Annotated in this window: 12 protein-coding genes; 6 read left to right on the top strand and 6 right to left on the bottom strand. The window is 61.2% G+C overall.

Annotated features, from left to right (window positions below; genetic code table 11):
• The first annotated feature begins 526 nt into the window (after positions 1-526).
• From zwf to B0G73_RS09010, 3 genes are all read left to right on the top strand, one after another.
• Positions 527-1,990 (top strand): glucose-6-phosphate dehydrogenase, encoded by a 1,464-nt coding sequence (gene zwf, locus B0G73_RS09020; RefSeq protein WP_106279932.1) that lies wholly within the window; start codon positions 527-529, stop codon positions 1,988-1,990.
• A 180-nt stretch (positions 1,991-2,170) separates the two neighbouring features.
• Positions 2,171-2,878 (top strand): 6-phosphogluconolactonase, encoded by a 708-nt coding sequence (pgl, locus tag B0G73_RS09015; RefSeq protein WP_106279930.1) that lies wholly within the window; start codon positions 2,171-2,173, stop codon positions 2,876-2,878.
• Complete coding sequence (locus B0G73_RS09010; protein WP_106279928.1) at positions 2,856-4,772, top strand: bifunctional transcriptional regulator/glucokinase; 1,917 nt, start codon at positions 2,856-2,858, stop codon at positions 4,770-4,772. The genes pgl and B0G73_RS09010 overlap by 23 nt, the downstream gene beginning before the upstream one ends.
• Before the next feature lie 747 nt (positions 4,773-5,519).
• Here B0G73_RS09010 and B0G73_RS09005 read toward each other — a convergent pair.
• Positions 5,520-5,972, bottom strand: coding sequence for a hypothetical protein (locus B0G73_RS09005; protein ID WP_106279926.1), 453 nt, complete (start codon positions 5,970-5,972; stop codon positions 5,520-5,522).
• 732 nt (positions 5,973-6,704) lie between these two features.
• On the opposite strand from B0G73_RS09005, the gene B0G73_RS09000 reads away from it, so the two are divergent.
• Positions 6,705-7,631, top strand: coding sequence for a bestrophin family protein (locus B0G73_RS09000; protein ID WP_106279924.1), 927 nt, complete (start codon positions 6,705-6,707; stop codon positions 7,629-7,631).
• 40 nt (positions 7,632-7,671) lie between these two features.
• On the opposite strand, the gene B0G73_RS08995 is transcribed toward B0G73_RS09000, so the two are convergent.
• The 5 genes from B0G73_RS08995 to apbC form a co-directional block, all read right to left on the bottom strand.
• Entirely contained in the window at positions 7,672-8,415 is a 744-nt protein-coding gene (locus tag B0G73_RS08995) for a lysozyme inhibitor LprI family protein (protein ID WP_258193265.1), read from the bottom strand.
• 2 nt (positions 8,416-8,417) lie between these two features.
• Complete coding sequence (locus tag B0G73_RS08990; protein WP_106279922.1) at positions 8,418-10,703, bottom strand: arginine/lysine/ornithine decarboxylase; 2,286 nt, start codon at positions 10,701-10,703, stop codon at positions 8,418-8,420.
• An 87-nt stretch (positions 10,704-10,790) separates the two neighbouring features.
• Complete coding sequence (dcd, locus tag B0G73_RS08985) at positions 10,791-11,360, bottom strand: dCTP deaminase (protein ID WP_012432068.1); 570 nt, start codon at positions 11,358-11,360, stop codon at positions 10,791-10,793.
• Positions 11,361-11,703: 343 nt separating this feature from the next.
• A complete protein-coding gene (locus B0G73_RS08980; RefSeq protein WP_106279920.1) occupies positions 11,704-12,237 on the bottom strand; it encodes a superoxide dismutase family protein in 534 nt (177 codons plus the stop codon).
• Positions 12,238-12,459: 222 nt separating this feature from the next.
• Positions 12,460-13,548, bottom strand: a complete 1,089-nt coding sequence (gene apbC, locus B0G73_RS08975) for an iron-sulfur cluster carrier protein ApbC (protein ID WP_106279918.1) — start codon at positions 13,546-13,548, stop codon at positions 12,460-12,462.
• Between the two features lie 347 nt (positions 13,549-13,895).
• Here apbC and B0G73_RS08970 point away from each other — a divergent pair, with 347 nt between their 5' ends.
• On the top strand, positions 13,896-14,549 hold the full coding sequence (locus tag B0G73_RS08970) for an OmpA family protein (protein WP_106279916.1): 654 nt from the start codon (positions 13,896-13,898) through the stop codon (positions 14,547-14,549).
• 362 nt (positions 14,550-14,911) lie between these two features.
• Complete coding sequence (gene metG, locus B0G73_RS08960; protein WP_106279912.1) at positions 14,912-17,047, top strand: methionine--tRNA ligase; 2,136 nt, start codon at positions 14,912-14,914, stop codon at positions 17,045-17,047.
• The last annotated feature ends 9 nt before the right edge of the window (positions 17,048-17,056 follow it).

Below are 17,056 nucleotides of genomic sequence, written 5' to 3'. Positions count from 1 at the left end.
ACCTGAACAAAAAACAAATGGCCCCTGATGTCGCCAGGGTGCTGTGGTTGGTTCAAACAGGCAAAACACTGGGCGATCGAGCACGGTCGGGCGCATGCGCGAGGCATGTGCCGGCGGACCAATGTCCGGCCGCTGGAAGCTCAAGAGATGAGTGGTTCGGGATGCAACTGACTGTCTCCTCTTTTGATTTTTGCCTGCCCGCGTTTCGCGCGGCAGACTCGAGGTGCCTTACATGTCAACCTGGTGCCGACCATTACGGAAAGCCGCTCAACTCCCCGGCTTTCCGTAAGGCCGCCGGGGCATGCTGGCGCGTGCCGACACGCAATGTCCATTAACATGCAGGGGACGCCTGCCGATTCGGGAAAACGCGCATCTTGACTCACAGCGCACGCTTTTTTCATCGAATTAGCGCTACCTCTTGATTTGGATTGTAGTTAAACTACAATTCAGTGTCAAAAAATATTTTATCGGACTACGGTCGCGCTTTCGCTCATCTTCCGCGGCCCCAGGACATCGACGGAGACTCATGCAAACCGATTCAAGCTTCACCTTCGTTCTCTTCGGCGGAACCGGCGATCTGTCGATGCGCAAGATCCTCCCCGCACTGTTTGAAGCGCACCGTGCAGGCGGCATGTTGGCCGACAGCGGCAAGATCGTTGCGGTGGCGCGGCATGCAACGGATCGCGGCGAGTACATCCACTGGGTGAACGAGCACGTCAAACCGCATGTGTCGAAGAACGGTGTGGACGAAGCGGCATGGTCGAGTTTTCTGGAGCGCATCGAGTTCGTGAACATCGACCTCGGCAAAGCGGAAGACTTCGTGCACTTGCGCGACGCCATACAGAACCTGCCTGGCATTCGCGTGTTCTATCTGGCTACGGGGCCGTCGCTGTTCGTGCCGATCTGCCATGCGCTGGCATCGGTTGGGCTGAACGAGAATTCGCGCATCGTGCTGGAAAAGCCGCTCGGCTACGACCTCAAGTCGTCGAATGCCATCAATGATGCCGTCGGCGAAATCTTCGCTGAAGAACAGATCTACCGGATCGACCACTACCTCGGTAAAGAACCGGTGCAGAACCTGTTGGCGCTGCGCTTCGGCAATGCGCTGTTCGAACCGCTGTGGCGTCGCGAGTGGGTCGAGAGCATTCAGATCACGATTGCCGAAGAACTCGGCGTGGAAGCGCGCGGCGACTTCTACGACAACACCGGCGCGTTGCGCGACATGGTGCAGAACCATTTGCTGCAACTGCTTTCCATCGTCGCGATGGAACCGCCCCACTCCATGGATTCGGATTCGGTACGTGACGAAAAGCTGCGCGTGCTGCGCGCTTTGAAGCCTATCGATCCGCGCGATATCGGCAAGGTCGCCGTGCGCGGCCAATATCATTCCGGCGTGATCCGCGGCACCGCGGTGCCTGCGTACGCAACCGAGCCCGGCGTGCGGCCGGACAGCACGACCGAGACTTTCGTAGCGCTGAAGGTCGAGATCGAAAACTGGCGTTGGGCCGGCGTGCCGTTTTTTCTGCGCACCGGTAAGCGCCTGGCGGATCGCGTCGCCGAGATCGTCGTGAACTTTCGTGCGGTGCCGCATTCGGCGCTCGGCGCTTCCGCGTTGCGTGCCGGCGCGAACCGCCTGGTGATCCGACTGCAGCCGAACGAAACCATTCGACTGTACTGTCTCGCGAAGCAGCCCGGCGAGGGCATGAACCTCGCCAGCGTTCACCTCGACCTCGCGTTCGACCAGTTCTTCCGCGAAGGACAGATGGAAGCGTATCAGCGCCTTCTGCTCGACGTGATCAACGGCCGCCTCGCGCTGTTTGTGCGGCGCGACGAGCAGGAAGCCGCGTGGCGTTGGGTCGAACCGATCCTGAACGAATGGAAGGCGTCGAACAAGCCGCCCAAACCGTACGCGTCGGGCACGTGGGGACCGGCCGCTTCGAGCGCGATGCTGGCGCAGCACGGCACCTGCTGGCTCGAAGAAGAGAATTGAATCACGGCGGCACGTCGTATTGAATGGAATATGGCGCGCCGCCCGTAAGACCCACCGACGAACTGAACGGAATGGCGCCGGTATCACGAGGGCGCCTGCAAGTCATCCACTGTGCAGGCATCGCGTGAGAGCAGTACGGCACATTCCGCAGATCACACAAAAAAGCAGCACGGAGGAGAAGTGATCCAGCTTCACACTTTCGACGACCAACGCGCCCAATCCGACGCGTTGGCGAAAGCGGTCGGCGACGCATTACATGCGTCGCTCGCCGCGCAGGCCGCCGGCTCCACCACTGGCGCGCGCCCAGCAATGCTTGCAGTGTCCGGCGGCAGCAGCCCGCGCCCGTTCCTGCAGACATTGTCGACGCAAAGCTTCGACTGGGCGCACATTGCCGTGACGCTGGTCGACGACCGCTGGGTACCGGAAACGGACAGCGCGAGCAACTCGCAGCTGGTGCACGCCACGCTGTTGCAGAACGCCGCGAAGGACACCACGTTCTGGCCGCTCGTGGACACCACGCAGGATCTCAACGCGCACGTCGCCGCGCTGAACGCGGACGCGCGTTTTAGCAGCGTGCCCGACGTCGCGATTCTCGGCATGGGTGAAGACGGCCACACCGCGTCGATCTTCGCCGACTCGCCCGAATGGGATCATGCGATCACCACCACCGATCGCTTCGTTGCCGTGCATCCTGGCAGCGCGCCTCATGCGCGCGTGAGCTGGTCGATGTCCGCGTTGAAGGAAGTGAAGCATCTGTTTTTGCTGATTGCAGGACCGCGCAAGATGGACGTGCTGAATGCCGCGTCCGCTTCGCTACAAAAAAATGCCATCTCGCAGTTGGCAAACGACAAGGGAGTGAGACTCGATGTCTACTGGTGTGCAAACTAAGGCTGTTCCGGGCGCGGGCCAGCACGCCGATGGACCGAGGCTGCTGGCCGACATCGGCGGCACGAATGCGCGCTTCGCGCTGGAGACGAGCCCCGGCGAAATCGGCTCGGTGAAGGTCTATCCGTGCGCGGACTATCCGGGCGTTGCCGAAGTCATCAAAAAGTATCTGAAGGACACCAAGATCGGCCGCGTGAATCATGCGGCGATTGCTATTGCAAATCCGGTCGATGGCGATCAGGTGAGCATGACGAATCACGACTGGAGCTTTTCGATCGAGGCGACGCGGCGCGCGCTTGGTTTCGACACGCTGCTGGTGGTGAACGACTTTACCGCGCTGGCGATGGCGCTGCCTGGCCTCACTGACGCGCAGCGCGTGCAGGTGGGCGGTGGTGCGCGTCGGCCGAATAGCGTGATTGGTTTGCTTGGGCCTGGGACCGGCATGGGTGTGTCCGGTTTGATTCCCGCTGATGATCGCTGGATCGCGCTTGGCAGTGAAGGTGGTCATGCGACTTTTGCGCCGGCTGACGAACGCGAAGATATCGTGTTGCAGTACGCGCGCAAGAAGTGGTCGCATGTGTCGTTCGAGCGCGTGGCGGCGGGGCCTGGTATCGAAGTGATTTATCGCGCGCTCGCGGGCCGCGACAAGAAACGCGTGGCGGCGAATGTCGACACGATCGAGATCGTCAAGCGTGCGCTGGAAGGCGAACCGCTGGCAGCGGAATCCGTCGATGTGTTCTGCGGCATTCTCGGCACCTTCGCGGGCAATATTGCGGTGACGCTCGGGGCGTTGGGCGGGATTTATATTGGCGGTGGTGTCGTGCCGCGGCTTGGCGAGTTCTTTTCGCGGTCGTCGTTTCGCAAGCGCTTCGAGGCTAAAGGCCGGTTCGAGGCTTATCTGCAGAACGTGCCGACTTATGTGATTACCGCTGAATATCCGGCGTTTCTGGGTGTTTCCGCGATTCTTGCCGAGCAGTTGTCGAATCGCGCCGGGGGCAGTTCATCGGCCGTGTTCGAGCGGATTCGGCAGATGCGCGATGCGTTGACGCCGGCCGAGCGACGTGTGGCTGATCTTGCGCTGAATCATCCGCGGTCGATTATCAATGATCCGATTGTGGATATCGCGCGGAAGGCGGATGTGAGTCAGCCGACTGTGATCCGGTTTTGTCGGTCGTTGGGTTGCCAGGGGCTGTCGGATTTCAAGCTGAAGCTGGCGACTGGGTTGACGGGCACTATTCCTGTTAGCCATAGTCAGGTGCATCTCGGCGATACGGCGACGGACTTCGGCGCGAAGGTGCTCGATAACACCGTGTCGGCGATTTTGCAGTTGCGCGAGCATTTGAATTTCGATCAGGTCGAGCGGGCTATTGATCTGCTGAACGGCGCGCGGCGCATCGAGTTCTATGGGCTCGGGAATTCGAATATCGTCGCTCAGGATGCGCATTACAAGTTCTTCCGGTTTGGCATTCCTACTATCGCCTACGGCGATTTGTATATGCAGGCGGCGTCGGCTGCTTTGCTTGGGAAGGGGGATGTGATCGTTGCTGTGTCCAAGTCAGGGCGCGCGCCTGAGTTGTTGCGCGTTCTTGATGTGGCTATGCAGGCTGGCGCTAAGGTGATTGCTATTACTTCGAGTAATACGCCTTTGGCTAAGCGGGCTACTGTCGCGCTTGAGACTGATCATATTGAAATTCGTGAGTCGCAGTTGTCGATGATTTCGCGGATTTTGCATCTGGTTATGATTGATATTCTTGCTGTGGGTGTGGCTATTCGGCGGGCTGTGCCTAGCGCTGATGTGGCTGAGACTGTGGCTAAGGCCAGGCAAGGGGCTGATGATGATGCTAGTGCTGTGCTGGATTGGTTGAGTCATGGGGCGGCTTCTTCGGCTAGGGATTGAGGATTGAGGTTTGAGGATTGAGGTTTTTGGTCTGCGCCGCGGGTTTGGGTGTTTTTTTGTGGTGTTGGCCTTTCCTTGATTTGTTAGTGGTCCATTAGTGTTGCCCCTGTGCGGGGCGGCACCTACTTTTCTTTGCCAGCCGCAAAGAAAAGTAGGCAAAAGAAAGCGGCTCACACCGCTAATTCTTAAGCGGGGCCCCCCGCACAGTTGCGGTAGTGGTTCATCTGGAATCTGTGCTCTCGCACATTCCGCGTGAGTGACAAAGCGCTCATTCTTCCCGCCTCGCGCAACGCGCTCGCCGGAAGGGTCTGCTTGAAGTCCGTGGGTTTCGCCGTACGCGGTGCGGGCCGTCGGCTTCGCCTCGGCGATGTGCTGTTGGAGGCTTTCGGATCTTTAAGCGGGGTTGCTCGGGAAAATGTCAGCGTTGACCCAGCACATTTGCGATCACCGCAGCACGCGCATCCCGTCGCACCGCAGTACCCTCGGAATGCGAAAGATACATGCCTCTTCCTTCATGGCCGCAGTGCGACGCCGCAGGTCGCCACTCGCGGGTCGCGGGTCGCGGGTCGTGTCTCGTGTCTCCTGGCTCCTACCTCACGGGTCACGGGTCACGGCTCGTGGCTCATCGCTCGTGACTCGTGACTCGTGACTCGTGACTCGTGGCTTGTGGCTTGTGGCTTGTGGCTTGTGGCTTGTGGCTTGTGGCTTGTGGCTTGTGGCTTGTGGCTTGTGGCTTGTGGCTCGCCGTCAGTGTGCTGTCGCCGTGCGACGCGAGACCGTTTTGAATTGCATCTGTTTGTTCTCCGTCCGCCTCGTTGCGCCGATACGCTCACGGCTACCCGCCGCTGTCCGCGCAGCCTTTGCCAGGAGGTCCGCTGCGCGGCGCGCCGTGATCCGCCTTTCCGGAATGCCCTTCGCGTCGAGTGCCATGACCTGGTATAACTCGCGGTCAATTTCGACTTCGCGGTGGTAGTCCTCGACGGTGTCCAACAGCAGTTCCAGCAGTTTCCGCTGGCGGTGCCTTTCCTCTCTTGTCACCGCCGGACTCCTAACTATTGAAGCCACAAACGTGACCAGCTTGTCCAATTGACCTAGCTGCCGTTCAACGAGTCCGAATGCGGACAAAGCCAGTTTTTCGTATTGAAGTGCATCAACGGGCGGACGCGACGTAGTGCGTGAATTCTTGATGGATTTACTCATGGCGCGATCTCGCTGAAACTTACCTGGATCGCCCGACACGCGCTTGCAAGGTGGTGAGCGGGCACAGTGACAAGGTTGGCGGCCGGCGTAGAACCAGAACCGGCAGACTCGAAGGTCTCCTTGCCACGGCCCGCCCATAACAAGATAGCGTGCGAAGGCTAACGCACGCCTGACTGCGCAGGCGCACGGGTTCTACTCTACACACAGGCCGCCAAGCCTGGCCGTCGTTGTCTCGACGGCGAACTGAGTCTAAAACGTATCGATTGACGAGTGATCACCCGCACGAGCTAAAAGCCGCCCACCAGCAAGATTTCTGAAATTTCCCAACCATCACCCGAATACGAGGACTACAGCGGTAGGGAAACGCTGAGCGAAAACGAAGCGAACGGGGCAAATGAACGACCGCGACGGTGCGCGCAGCGCCGCCGGAAGAATGAGCGCCTTGTCACTCACGCGGAATGTGCGAGAACACAGATTCCAGATGCACCACTACCGCGACTGCGCGGGGGACCCGCTTAAGAACTAGCGGTGTGAGCCGCTTTCTTTTGCCTACTTTTCTTTGCGGCCGGCAAAGAAAAGTAGGTGCCGCCCCGCACAGGGGCAACACTAATGGACCACTAACAAATCAAGGAAAGGCCCAAGCCCAAAGCACGAAGCACGATGCCCAAACATCCCCCAACACCCAAAAAAGCGATAATAGAAACCCCGAAGCGCCGCAGGCAAAAAAACCAGATGATCATCCGCCCCCACGTCCATTGGTTCCGCATGCTGCTAGCCTGGCGAGGCTCCGTCCTCCCGCAATTGCTACCGCGCCTCGCGCTGATCTTCTGCATCTCGATAGTCGCCGTAGCAGCCCACGACCACCTGCTCCCGATCTCGCTAAACCTCAACACCACAGCGCCCTTCTCGCTAATAGGCATAGCGTTAGCGGTATTTCTAGGCTTCAGAAACAACGCCAGCTACGACCGCTGGTGGGAAGCCCGCAAACTGTGGGGTCAACTGCTGAACGAATCGCGCTCACTCATCCGCCAGGCGCTCACCCTGCCGACAAAACAGCTGCAAAAAGAAGACCTCAAAGAATTTACAGCAGCACTCAGCGCCCTCCCGCACGCGCTGCGTCACCAACTCCGCAAAAGCGACCCAACCGCAGACCTCGCCGAACGCCTGCCGCCAGCCCTCTTCGCCCGCGTCGTAGCATCGCGCTACAAACCGGCCGCCTTGCTGCTTTCGCTCGGCGAATGGGTGCAACGCCAGGCCCAAACAGGCGCGATCGACCCAATGGCCGTCATCGCCTTCGATCGAAATCTGAATGGAATCTCGGATGTAATCGGCGGATGCGAGCGCATCGCTTCAACGCCGCTGCCGTTCGCCTATTCGGTGATGATTCACCGCACGGTGTATTTCTTCTGCGCGTCGCTGCCGTTCGGCCTGGTGGACAGCATCGGCATCTTCACGCCCGTCTTCGCGGTCTTCGTGGCGTACACGTTCATGGCGCACGAAGCCATTGCATCGCAAATCGAAGAGCCTTTCGGCACCGACGACAACGACCTCGCGCTCAACATGATGTCCGTAGTGATCGAGGACTCAATGCGCGACCTGCTCGGCGAACCAGCCATCAAGTTGCCAAGCCCAGAAGCAGAAGGCTTTATGCTCGATTGAGCATCGCTTCGGCCAAAGCGGATCGTCGGTCGCTCAACGCTCAGCTATTGCCGACCGTCTCCGACAAGCGCTTGAGCGTCGCCACCCGCGCGCCAATAATATCGATACGGCCACGCTCATCGACCACCGGCGTCGTAGCATTCAGATATGCGGTCCACGCCTTCTGCGCGCGTGTCAGCGTCGGACGCGTACGCACCGGCATCTTCGACTGCAAACGCCGGTAATAGCGGTTCAGATCGAACATCGCATGCTCACACTGTGCGTCCGCGCTGCACGCGCGCACACGGCGCGGCGGGTCGCCGCCGGCGCTCGCCTTCGCCAGCGCACTGCGCAGCACGAGCGCGCGGTCGCGCACCGGCTGCAATTGCATGTCAGCTTCGGCAAGCACGTACATCGAGCCGTGCGTCGTGGCAAACACGGCTGCGAGCAACTGCTTCTCGGCATCGCGCGAAGCTTGCCAGCTCGCCTGGCTCTTTTCCCACTGCTTGCGCCGCGCGGGCGGCAACTTCTGTTGAAGCTGCTGCCACGCGTTATCGAGCGCGGTCTTCCAGCCGATCCGCGCGTTGTCCATGCACTGCACTTGCCCCGTCGTCGACGACATGTCGCCGCGCGCAAGGCACGTACGCATCGACGCATCGATCGGATCGGCCGCGGCGACTTCGGCATGCGCCGGCAACGACGCCGCGCCGAACACCGCCGCCGAAGCCAGCGCCAACGTACCGAACGCGCGCCGCGCGCCGCGAACGCCAGCGCCGGCCGCCAACAGGGACGTCACCCGCAACATCATCAGCCGCGAACGCAATCGACGAAGTATTCGATACGCCCATTGATCGTTTCGCCGACAAGTCCATGGATATCCGTATGGAACCCCGGGAAGCGCTCGTTGAATTCCCGCGCGAAACGCAAATAGTTGACGATGGTCTTGTTGAAGCGCTCGCCCGGAATCAGCAGCGGAATACCCGGCGGATACGGCGTCAACAGGATCGACGTGACGCGGCCTTCGAGCTCGTCGATAGGCACGCGGTCGATCTCGCGGTGCGCGAGCTTGGCGAAGGCATCCGACGGCTTCATGGCCGGTTCCATGCTCGACAGGTACATCTCCGTCGTCAATCGGGCGATGTCGTTCGCGCGATAGACGCTATGAATCTGCTGGCACAGATCGCGCAGGCCGATGCGCTCGTACATCGGATGATGCGAGACGAACTCGGGCAGCACGCGCCACAACGGCTGGTTGTTGTCGTAGTCGTCCTTGAATTGCTGAAGTTCGGTAACCATCGAATTCCAGCGGCCCTTCGTAATGCCGATCGTGAACATGATGAAGAACGAATACAGCCCGGTCTTCTCGACGATGATGCCGTGTTCCGCCAGATACTTCGTGACGATCGCAGCCGGAATGCCCGTCTCGCCGAAGCCGCCGCCCATGTCCAGACCCGGCGTGACGATGGTCGCCTTGATCGGGTCGAGCATGTTGAAGTTTTCGGCGAGCGGCCCGAAGCCGTGCCACGCGTCATTCGGGCGCAGCATCCAGTCTTCGCGCGAACCGATGCCTTCCTCGGCGAACTGGTCCGGGCCCCACACCTTGAAGAACCAGTCGTCGCCGTATTCGGCGTCGACCTTGATCATGGCGCGGCGGAAATCGAGTGCTTCGGCAATCGATTCTTCCACGAGCGCGGGGCCGCCCGGCGCTTCCATCATGGCCGCGGCCACATCGCACGAGGCGATGATCGCGTACTGCGGGCTCGTGGACGTGTGCATCAGATACGCTTCATTGAAGCGATGCTTGTCGAAGCGGCTGTTCTTCGAATCCTGCACGACGATCTGCGAAGCCTGCGAGATGCCGGCCAGCAGCTTGTGCGTGGAGTGCGTGGCGAACACCATCGCGCCGATCCGCGGACGCCCCGCGCCGATCGCGTGCATATCCTGATAGAACTCGTGGAATTCCGCGTGCGGCAGCCAGGCTTCGTCGAAGTGCAAGGTGTCGAGCCAGTCGCCGAGCATCTCCTTGATCATTTCGACGTTGTAGATCACGCCGTCGTACGTGCTTTGCGTGATCGTCAGAATGCGCGGCTTGAGATCCGGATTCTTCGCGAGCGCCTCGCGAGCGAACGGATTCGCGAGGATCTTCTTCTTGATGTTTTCCGGCTCGAACTCGCTGCGCGGAATCGGCCCGATGATGCCGAAGTTGTTGCGCGTAGGCGTGAGGAACACCGGAATCGCGCCGGTCATCGTGATCGCGTGCAGGATCGACTTGTGGCAGTTGCGGTCCACCAGCACGATATCGCCCGGCGCGACCGTGCCGTGCCAGACGATCTTGTTCGAGGTCGACGTGCCGTTGGTCACGAAGAACACGTGATCCGCGCTGAAGATGCGCGCCGCGTTGCGTTCGGAGGCCGCCACCGGTCCGGTGTGGTCGAGCAACTGGCCGAGTTCGTCCACGGCATTGCACACGTCCGCGCGCAGCATGTTCTCACCGAAGAACTGGTGGAACATCTGGCCGAGCGGGCTCTTCAGGAACGCGACACCGCCCGAGTGTCCCGGGCAGTGCCACGAGTACGAACCTTCGTCCGCGTACTGCACCAGTTCCTTGAAGAACGGCGGCGCGAGCGAATCCAGATACACCTTGGTCTCGCGGATGATGTGGCGCGCCACGAACTCCGGCGTGTCCTCGAACATGTGGATGAAGCCGTGCAGTTCGCGCAGGATGTCGTTCGGCAAGTGGCGCGAGGTGCGCGTTTCGCCGTACAGGAAGATCGGAATGTCGGCGTTGCGGCGGCGCACTTCGGTCACGAACGCCCGCAGCGCGACGATCGCCGCAGCCAGCTCCGGCGTCTCGCCTTCCACCACCACGTTATCGACGTACGGCAGCAACTCGTCGTCGTCGATCGAGAGGATGAAGCACGAGGCGCGGCTCGACTGCTGCGCGAACGAGGTCAGATCGCCGTAGCTCGTCAACCCGAGCACTTCCGCGCCTTCTTTCTCGATGGCTTCGGCCAGAGCGCGGATGCCGGAACCCGAGATGTTCTCGGAGCGGAAATCTTCGTCGATGATGACGACGGGAAAACGAAACTTCATGGGCGATTCTCCAAAAAGAACGACCGCTGCATTCTGTCAATGGCAGCGGTCACCCGGTATAGCTGGTGGGTCAGTGCGCCGCCGACGTCACGTTTTCGGCAACGTGACGCCGTGCTGACCTTGATATTTGCCGCCGCGATCCGCGTACGACGTTTCACAAATTTCGTCGCTTTCGAAAAACAGCACTTGAGCGACGCCTTCGTTCGCGTAGATTTTCGCAGGCAAAGGTGTCGTATTCGAGAATTCGAGCGTGACGTGCCCTTCCCATTCCGGCTCGAACGGCGTCACGTTGACGATGATCCCGCAACGCGCATACGTGGACTTGCCCAGACACACGGTCAGGACACTGCGCGGAATGCGGAAATACTCCACCGTGCGCGCGAGCGCGAACGAATTCGGCGGGATGATGCAGACATCGCCCTTGAAGTCGACAAACGACTTTTCGTCGAAATTCTTCGGATCGACGATAGTCGAGTTGATGTTCGTGAAGATCTTGAATTCGTCGGCGCAGCGGATGTCGTAGCCGTAGCTCGACGTGCCGTAGCTGACAATCTTCCGGCCGTCTTCGGAGACGCGAACCTGATCGGGCGCGAACGGCTCGATCATGTTGTGCGACGCGGCCATGCGCCGGATCCACTTGTCGGATTTGATAGTCATAGGTGAACGCTGCTCGACGTGAATGACAGAGATGTGACGGATAACAACCCGGTAACTGCCGGGTCACTTTCGGCTTGCTGCGCGCCTGCTTTGCGCTGACTCCGCGGAAGCGGTCCGGGCGGCGTGCCGTTCAGGCGCCCTACGCTTGCCCTGCGGGGCTTCCCGCCCATGCGGCAGAACAGGCCTTCCGGCGAGCCAGCCGAACGAAAGGCGCTCATTTTACGCGATCGTGAGAATGCTGCCGCAGGTTGGCTTCAGAAGCGGTCCGATGCCTGTTTCAAGACCGCCTGACCGGACGCTGGCAGCCTGTACCTGGGCCTTGATCACGCAGCTGCCCCAACGCTCACTGGCGAATCAATCCGCAGGCGAGCGCGGGGCCCGCGCCATGTTGCGGATAGGCGTAGGGATCGGTCGCGTCGTGGTGCAGCAGAACCGCGCGCTGCAACACCGAGCGGATGCCGTCGAGCGAGACGTCCGGCGCAACGATGAAGCCCGTGGCCACGCCGTTCGCGTCCGCGTGAATATTGCCGAGGTCGCCCTCGACGCGCGCGCCCGATTTCAGACGCTCCGCGGCCGGCGAAAACACCTGACCGGCGCTGGAACCGTCAGCGGCATTGCAGTCGCCGCGCTCGTGCACTTGCAACGCGTGGTCGCTATTGGGCTGCATGCCCGCGAGATTGTAGGTGACCTGCACGCCGTCCGAGCGCTCGATGAACGTGACGAGACCGCGCGCCTGATTGCCCACGGTGGGCAGCAACTGCGCGTCCGCACGTTTTTCCTGTGGTCTCAGGAACGCGCTACAGCCGCATAACAGCACACTGCTGGCAGCCAGGACGATGAACGCATGCACCGCCTGCCCGTCGATTCGTTTTCCCATGCGATCCTCTTGCCGGCCTGGTGGCCGCCCCTGCGGCCGCCGAGCCGAACTTGTGAAGTCGACATGATACCGCGAGACCAGGCCAAAACAGACGCCTTGGCCCCTTGTCCGAACGGCTGATCAAGCGCGGCCTCTCGAACCCGGCGCGTCACGCCAGCCGGAGGGCGTGATCCTCGAGGAGCCTTCTCGCGCGGCAAAAAACTTAGTGCAGCGCGCGTTTCCTCAGGTGTTCTGGACCACGATATTGGGAAACTTGGACGTCATGTCGCGAGCGCGTTCGGCGATATGGACCGCCACCTTGCGCGCGATCGACCGATAGATCTCCGCGATACGTCCCTGCGGGTCGGCCACCACGGTCGGTTTGCCCGAGTCGGCCTGCTCGCGGATCGCGATGTCGAGCGGCAGGCTGCCGAGCACGTCGACGCCGTACTCCTTGCCCATGCGCTCGCCGCCGCCGGCGCCGAAAATATGCTCTTCGTGGCCGCAATTCGAGCAGATATGCATACCCATGTTCTCGACGATGCCAAGAATCGGAATGCCCACCTTCTCGAACATCTTGAGGCCCTTCTTCGCGTCGAGCAGCGCGATGTCTTGCGGCGTGGTGACGATCACCGCGCCCGTCACCGGGACGCGTTGTGAGAGCGTGAGCTGAATGTCGCCGGTGCCCGGCGGCATGTCCACGATCAGATAGTCGAGATCGTTCCAGTTCGTCTGCCGCAGCAGTTGTTCCAACGCGGAAGTCGCCATTGGACCGCGCCACACCATCGGGTTGTCCTGCTCGATCAGAAAGCCGATCGAATTGGCCTGCAAGCCGTGGCCGGTCATCGGGTTCATCGACTTCTCGTCCGGCGACTCGGGGCGGCCGACGATGCCGAGCATCATCGGCAGCGACGGGCCGTAGATGTCCGCGTCGAGAATACCGACCGACGCGCCTTCGCTCGCCAGCGCCAGCGCAAGATTCACAGCGGTCGTGCTTTTGCCGACGCCGCCCTTGCCCGACGCCACCGCGACGATATTCTTAACGTTCGGCAACAGTTTCACGCCACGCTGCACGGTATGCGCCGCGATCTGCTGCGACAGCTGGACACGCACGTCCGCCACGCCTGGCACGGCGCGCAGCGCATCGGAAAATTGCGCGCGGATCGCGTCGAATTGGCGCATGGCCGGATAGCCGAGTACCACCTCGACACTGACCGTGTCACCCTGCACGGCGACGTTCCTGATGTTCTTGGCGGCTGCGTACGGCCGGCCGGTGTTGGGGTCAGCGACGGCTGCGAGGGCAGCGTCGACCAATGCCCGATCGATACTCATTGACACTCCGTGGGGAACACCTGCGGCGCAGCGGAATCGAAGTCTCGGCCACGCGCCGGAATTTGAAAGAAATTGTTAGACAGCATTGCGAAAACCAGGCGTGCCGGGCACCCTTCGGGCAGGCGGAACGCCATGGGGGCCGCATCGCTGCGTGCTTCAGTCATTATTGTAGTGGCTGACGCCACGGCGTGCCGGAAGACCCTTTTTTACTGTCGGACCGAGGCTGAACAGGGCGTAAGACTTTTCGTATTGGTGAACCGACGGCTTCATGGCCGTCATCTTCGCCAGATAAATTTGTTTGGCCGCGCCTTGCTCGCCTGACTCGCTTCACTCAAGAGGAATCAAAAATGAATGCAAAAATCATGACTCGCCTGGCAGTCTTCGCGGTTGCCGGTTCATTGCTGGCCGGCTGCGCCAGCCAACAGGGCACGAACACGGCTGTCGGTACTGGTGTGGGCGCCGGCACTGGCGCGGCGCTGGGCGCGATCTTCGGCGGCGGCAAGGGCGCGGCGATCGGCGCGGGCGTCGGCGCGGCGGTGGGCGGCATCACCGGCTACAACTGGCAAGCCATTCACAACAAGCTGTCGGGCGCCACCAAGGGCACCGGCACGCAGATCACCGAACAGCCGGACGGTTCGCTCAAGCTGAACATTCCGAGCTCGGTCACGTTCGACACCAACAGCTACGCAGTCAAGCCGTCGTTCGCGCCGGTGCTGGATCAACTGACGCAAACCATGCAGCAGAATCCGGAACTGATCGCACAAGTGATCGGCTATACGGACAGCACGGGCCAGCCGGCCTACAACCAGACGCTGTCGGTGAACCGTGCGGAAAGCGTGACGGGTTACCTGGGCCAACGTGGCGTCGCGCCGCAACGCCTGTCGGCACAAGGCATGGGCCAGAACCAGCCGATCGCCGACAACAATACCGAAGCCGGCCGTGCCGCGAACCGCCGCGTGGAAATCTATCTGCGCGCTACGGCTCAGCACACCACGCAATAAGGACGAGACCGAGGGAGATTGAGAAAGCCGGTCGCCGGGGTTGGACCTTCGGCGACCGTTATGCTTTGGAAAGCCGTGAAAGGCGGCGGGAAAGAAACTCGCAGGGGAACGAAAAAAATTTCGAACTCTGCCGAAAATCCGCTGTCTGTCTTTACGGTACGTGGCTGGCGAAGCCGCCGCGTCACCATTCTCCTCTTGTCGTTGTTGCTCCGGGGTTAATAGCCCCGGTTTTTTTTGGGCGCTCGGTTTACACACCGTCCGGCCCGCAGCGACTCACGCCGCGCCCAGGCGGCCCGCCCCGCGCCGGGCGCCTGCCCTGCTAGAATCAACCTTTCGTCCCACCGCAGGCTCCCACCATCCTTATGTCAGCACCCGTAACCGATCTCTCCGCAGGCGCGCCGTCAGGCCGTCGCCAGATTCTCGTCACGTCGGCCCTTCCGTATGCGAACGGGCAAATCCATATTGGCCATCTGGTCGAATATATCCAGACGGACATCTGGGTCCGGACGTTGCGAATGCACGGACACGAGGTCTATTACGTGGGCGCCGACGACACGCACGGCACGCCTATCATGTTGCGCGCGGAGAAGGAAGGTCTCACGCCGAAGCAGTTGATCGACCGCGTCTGGCAGGAACACAAGCGCGACTTCGACAGCTTCGGAATTTCGTTCGACAATTACTACTCGACCGACTCCGAAGAGAACCGCGTTCTCAGCGAAAACGTCTATCTCGCGCTCAAGGAAGCGGGCCTGATCGACGCGCGCGATATCGAACAGGCGTATGACCCGGTCAAGGAAATGTTCCTGCCGGATCGCTTCATCAAGGGCGAATGTCCGAAATGCGGCGCCAAAGACCAGTATGGCGACAGCTGCGAAGTATGCGGCTCGACTTATCTGCCCACCGAGCTGATCAATCCCTACTCGGTCGTCTCCGGCGCCACGCCGATTCGCAAGACGTCGACGCACTATTTCTTCCGCCTCTCCGATCCGCGTTGCGAGAATTTCCTGCGCGCATGGGTGGGCGGCCTGGCGCAGCCGGAAGCCACCAACAAGATGCGCGAGTGGCTCGGCGACGCCGGCGAAGCCAAGCTCGCCGACTGGGACATCTCGCGCGACGCGCCGTATTTCGGCTTCGAGATTCCGGGCGCGCCGGGCAAGTATTTCTACGTGTGGCTGGACGCACCGGTCGGCTATTACGCGAGCTTCAAGAACCTCGCCGAAAAACGCGGCCTCGACTTCGACGCGTGGGTTCGCAAGGGTTCGACGGCTGAGCAGTACCACTTCATCGGCAAAGACATTCTGTATTTCCACACGCTGTTCTGGCCGGCCATGCTCGAGTTTTCGGGTCACCGCACGCCGACCAACGTGTTCGCGCACGGTTTCCTGACCGTGGACGGCGCGAAGATGTCGAAGTCGCGCGGCACCTTCATCACCGCGCAGAGCGTGATCGACACGGGCCTGAATCCGGAATGGCTGCGCTACTACTTCGCGGCCAAACTGAACAGCACGATGGAAGACCTCGACCTGAACCTCGACGACTTCCAGGCGCGCGTGAACAGCGATCTGGTCGGCAAGTATGTGAACATCGCGAGCCGCGCCGCCGGCTTCCTGATCAAGCGCTTCGACGGCCGCGTGCAGGACAGCGCGATGCAGCATCCGCTGCTCGCGTCGCTGCGCGCTGCCGTGCCGCAAATCGCCGCGAACTACGAAGCGCGCGAGTACAACCGCGCGCTGCGTCAGACCATGGAACTGGCCGACGCCGTGAATGCATACGTGGATACCGCCAAGCCGTGGGATCAGGCCAAAGATCCGGCGAACGGCGTCGCGCTGCATGAAACCTGCAGCGTGAGCATCGAAGCGTTCCGTCTGCTGTCGCTGGCGCTCAAGCCGGTGCTGCCGAAGCTCGCCGAAGCGGTCGAAGGCTTCCTCGGCATCGAACCGCTGGTATGGGCCGACGCCAACGTGCCGCTTAGCTCCACGCGCCCGATCAACGCGTACAAGCATTTGATGACGCGCGTCGATTCGAAGCAGATCGACGCGCTGATCGCCGCCAATAGCGACTCGCTGCAAGCCACGCCGGAAGCAACCGCGCCGGCCGATGCCAAAGGCAAGTCGAAGGCAGCGAAAGCAGCAGCCGCCGACAAGGACGAAACGTCCGGCATCATCTCGATCGACGACTTTGCGAAAATCGATTTGCGCATTGCGAAGATCGTCGAGTGCAAGGCGGTGGAGGGATCGGACAAGCTGCTGCAGCTTACGCTCGACGTTGGCGAAGAGAAAACTCGCAACGTGTTTTCGGGCATCAAGTCGGCGTATCAGCCGGAGCAACTGGTCGGCAAGCTGACAGTGATGGTCGCGAACCTCGCGCCGCGCAAGATGAAGTTCGGCCTGTCCGAAGGCATGGTGCTGGCCGCCTCCGCCACCGACGAGAAAGCGGAACCGGGCCTGTACATTCTGGAGCCACACAGCGGCGCGAAGCCGGGCATGCGCGTGAAGTAAGAAGCGCGC

Source organism: Paraburkholderia sp. BL25I1N1, from assembly GCF_003002025.1.
GTDB lineage: Bacteria > Pseudomonadota > Gammaproteobacteria > Burkholderiales > Burkholderiaceae > Paraburkholderia.
The sequence above is the reverse complement of the archived record's forward strand: the minus strand, read 5'-3'. Positions and strand labels throughout refer to the sequence as shown.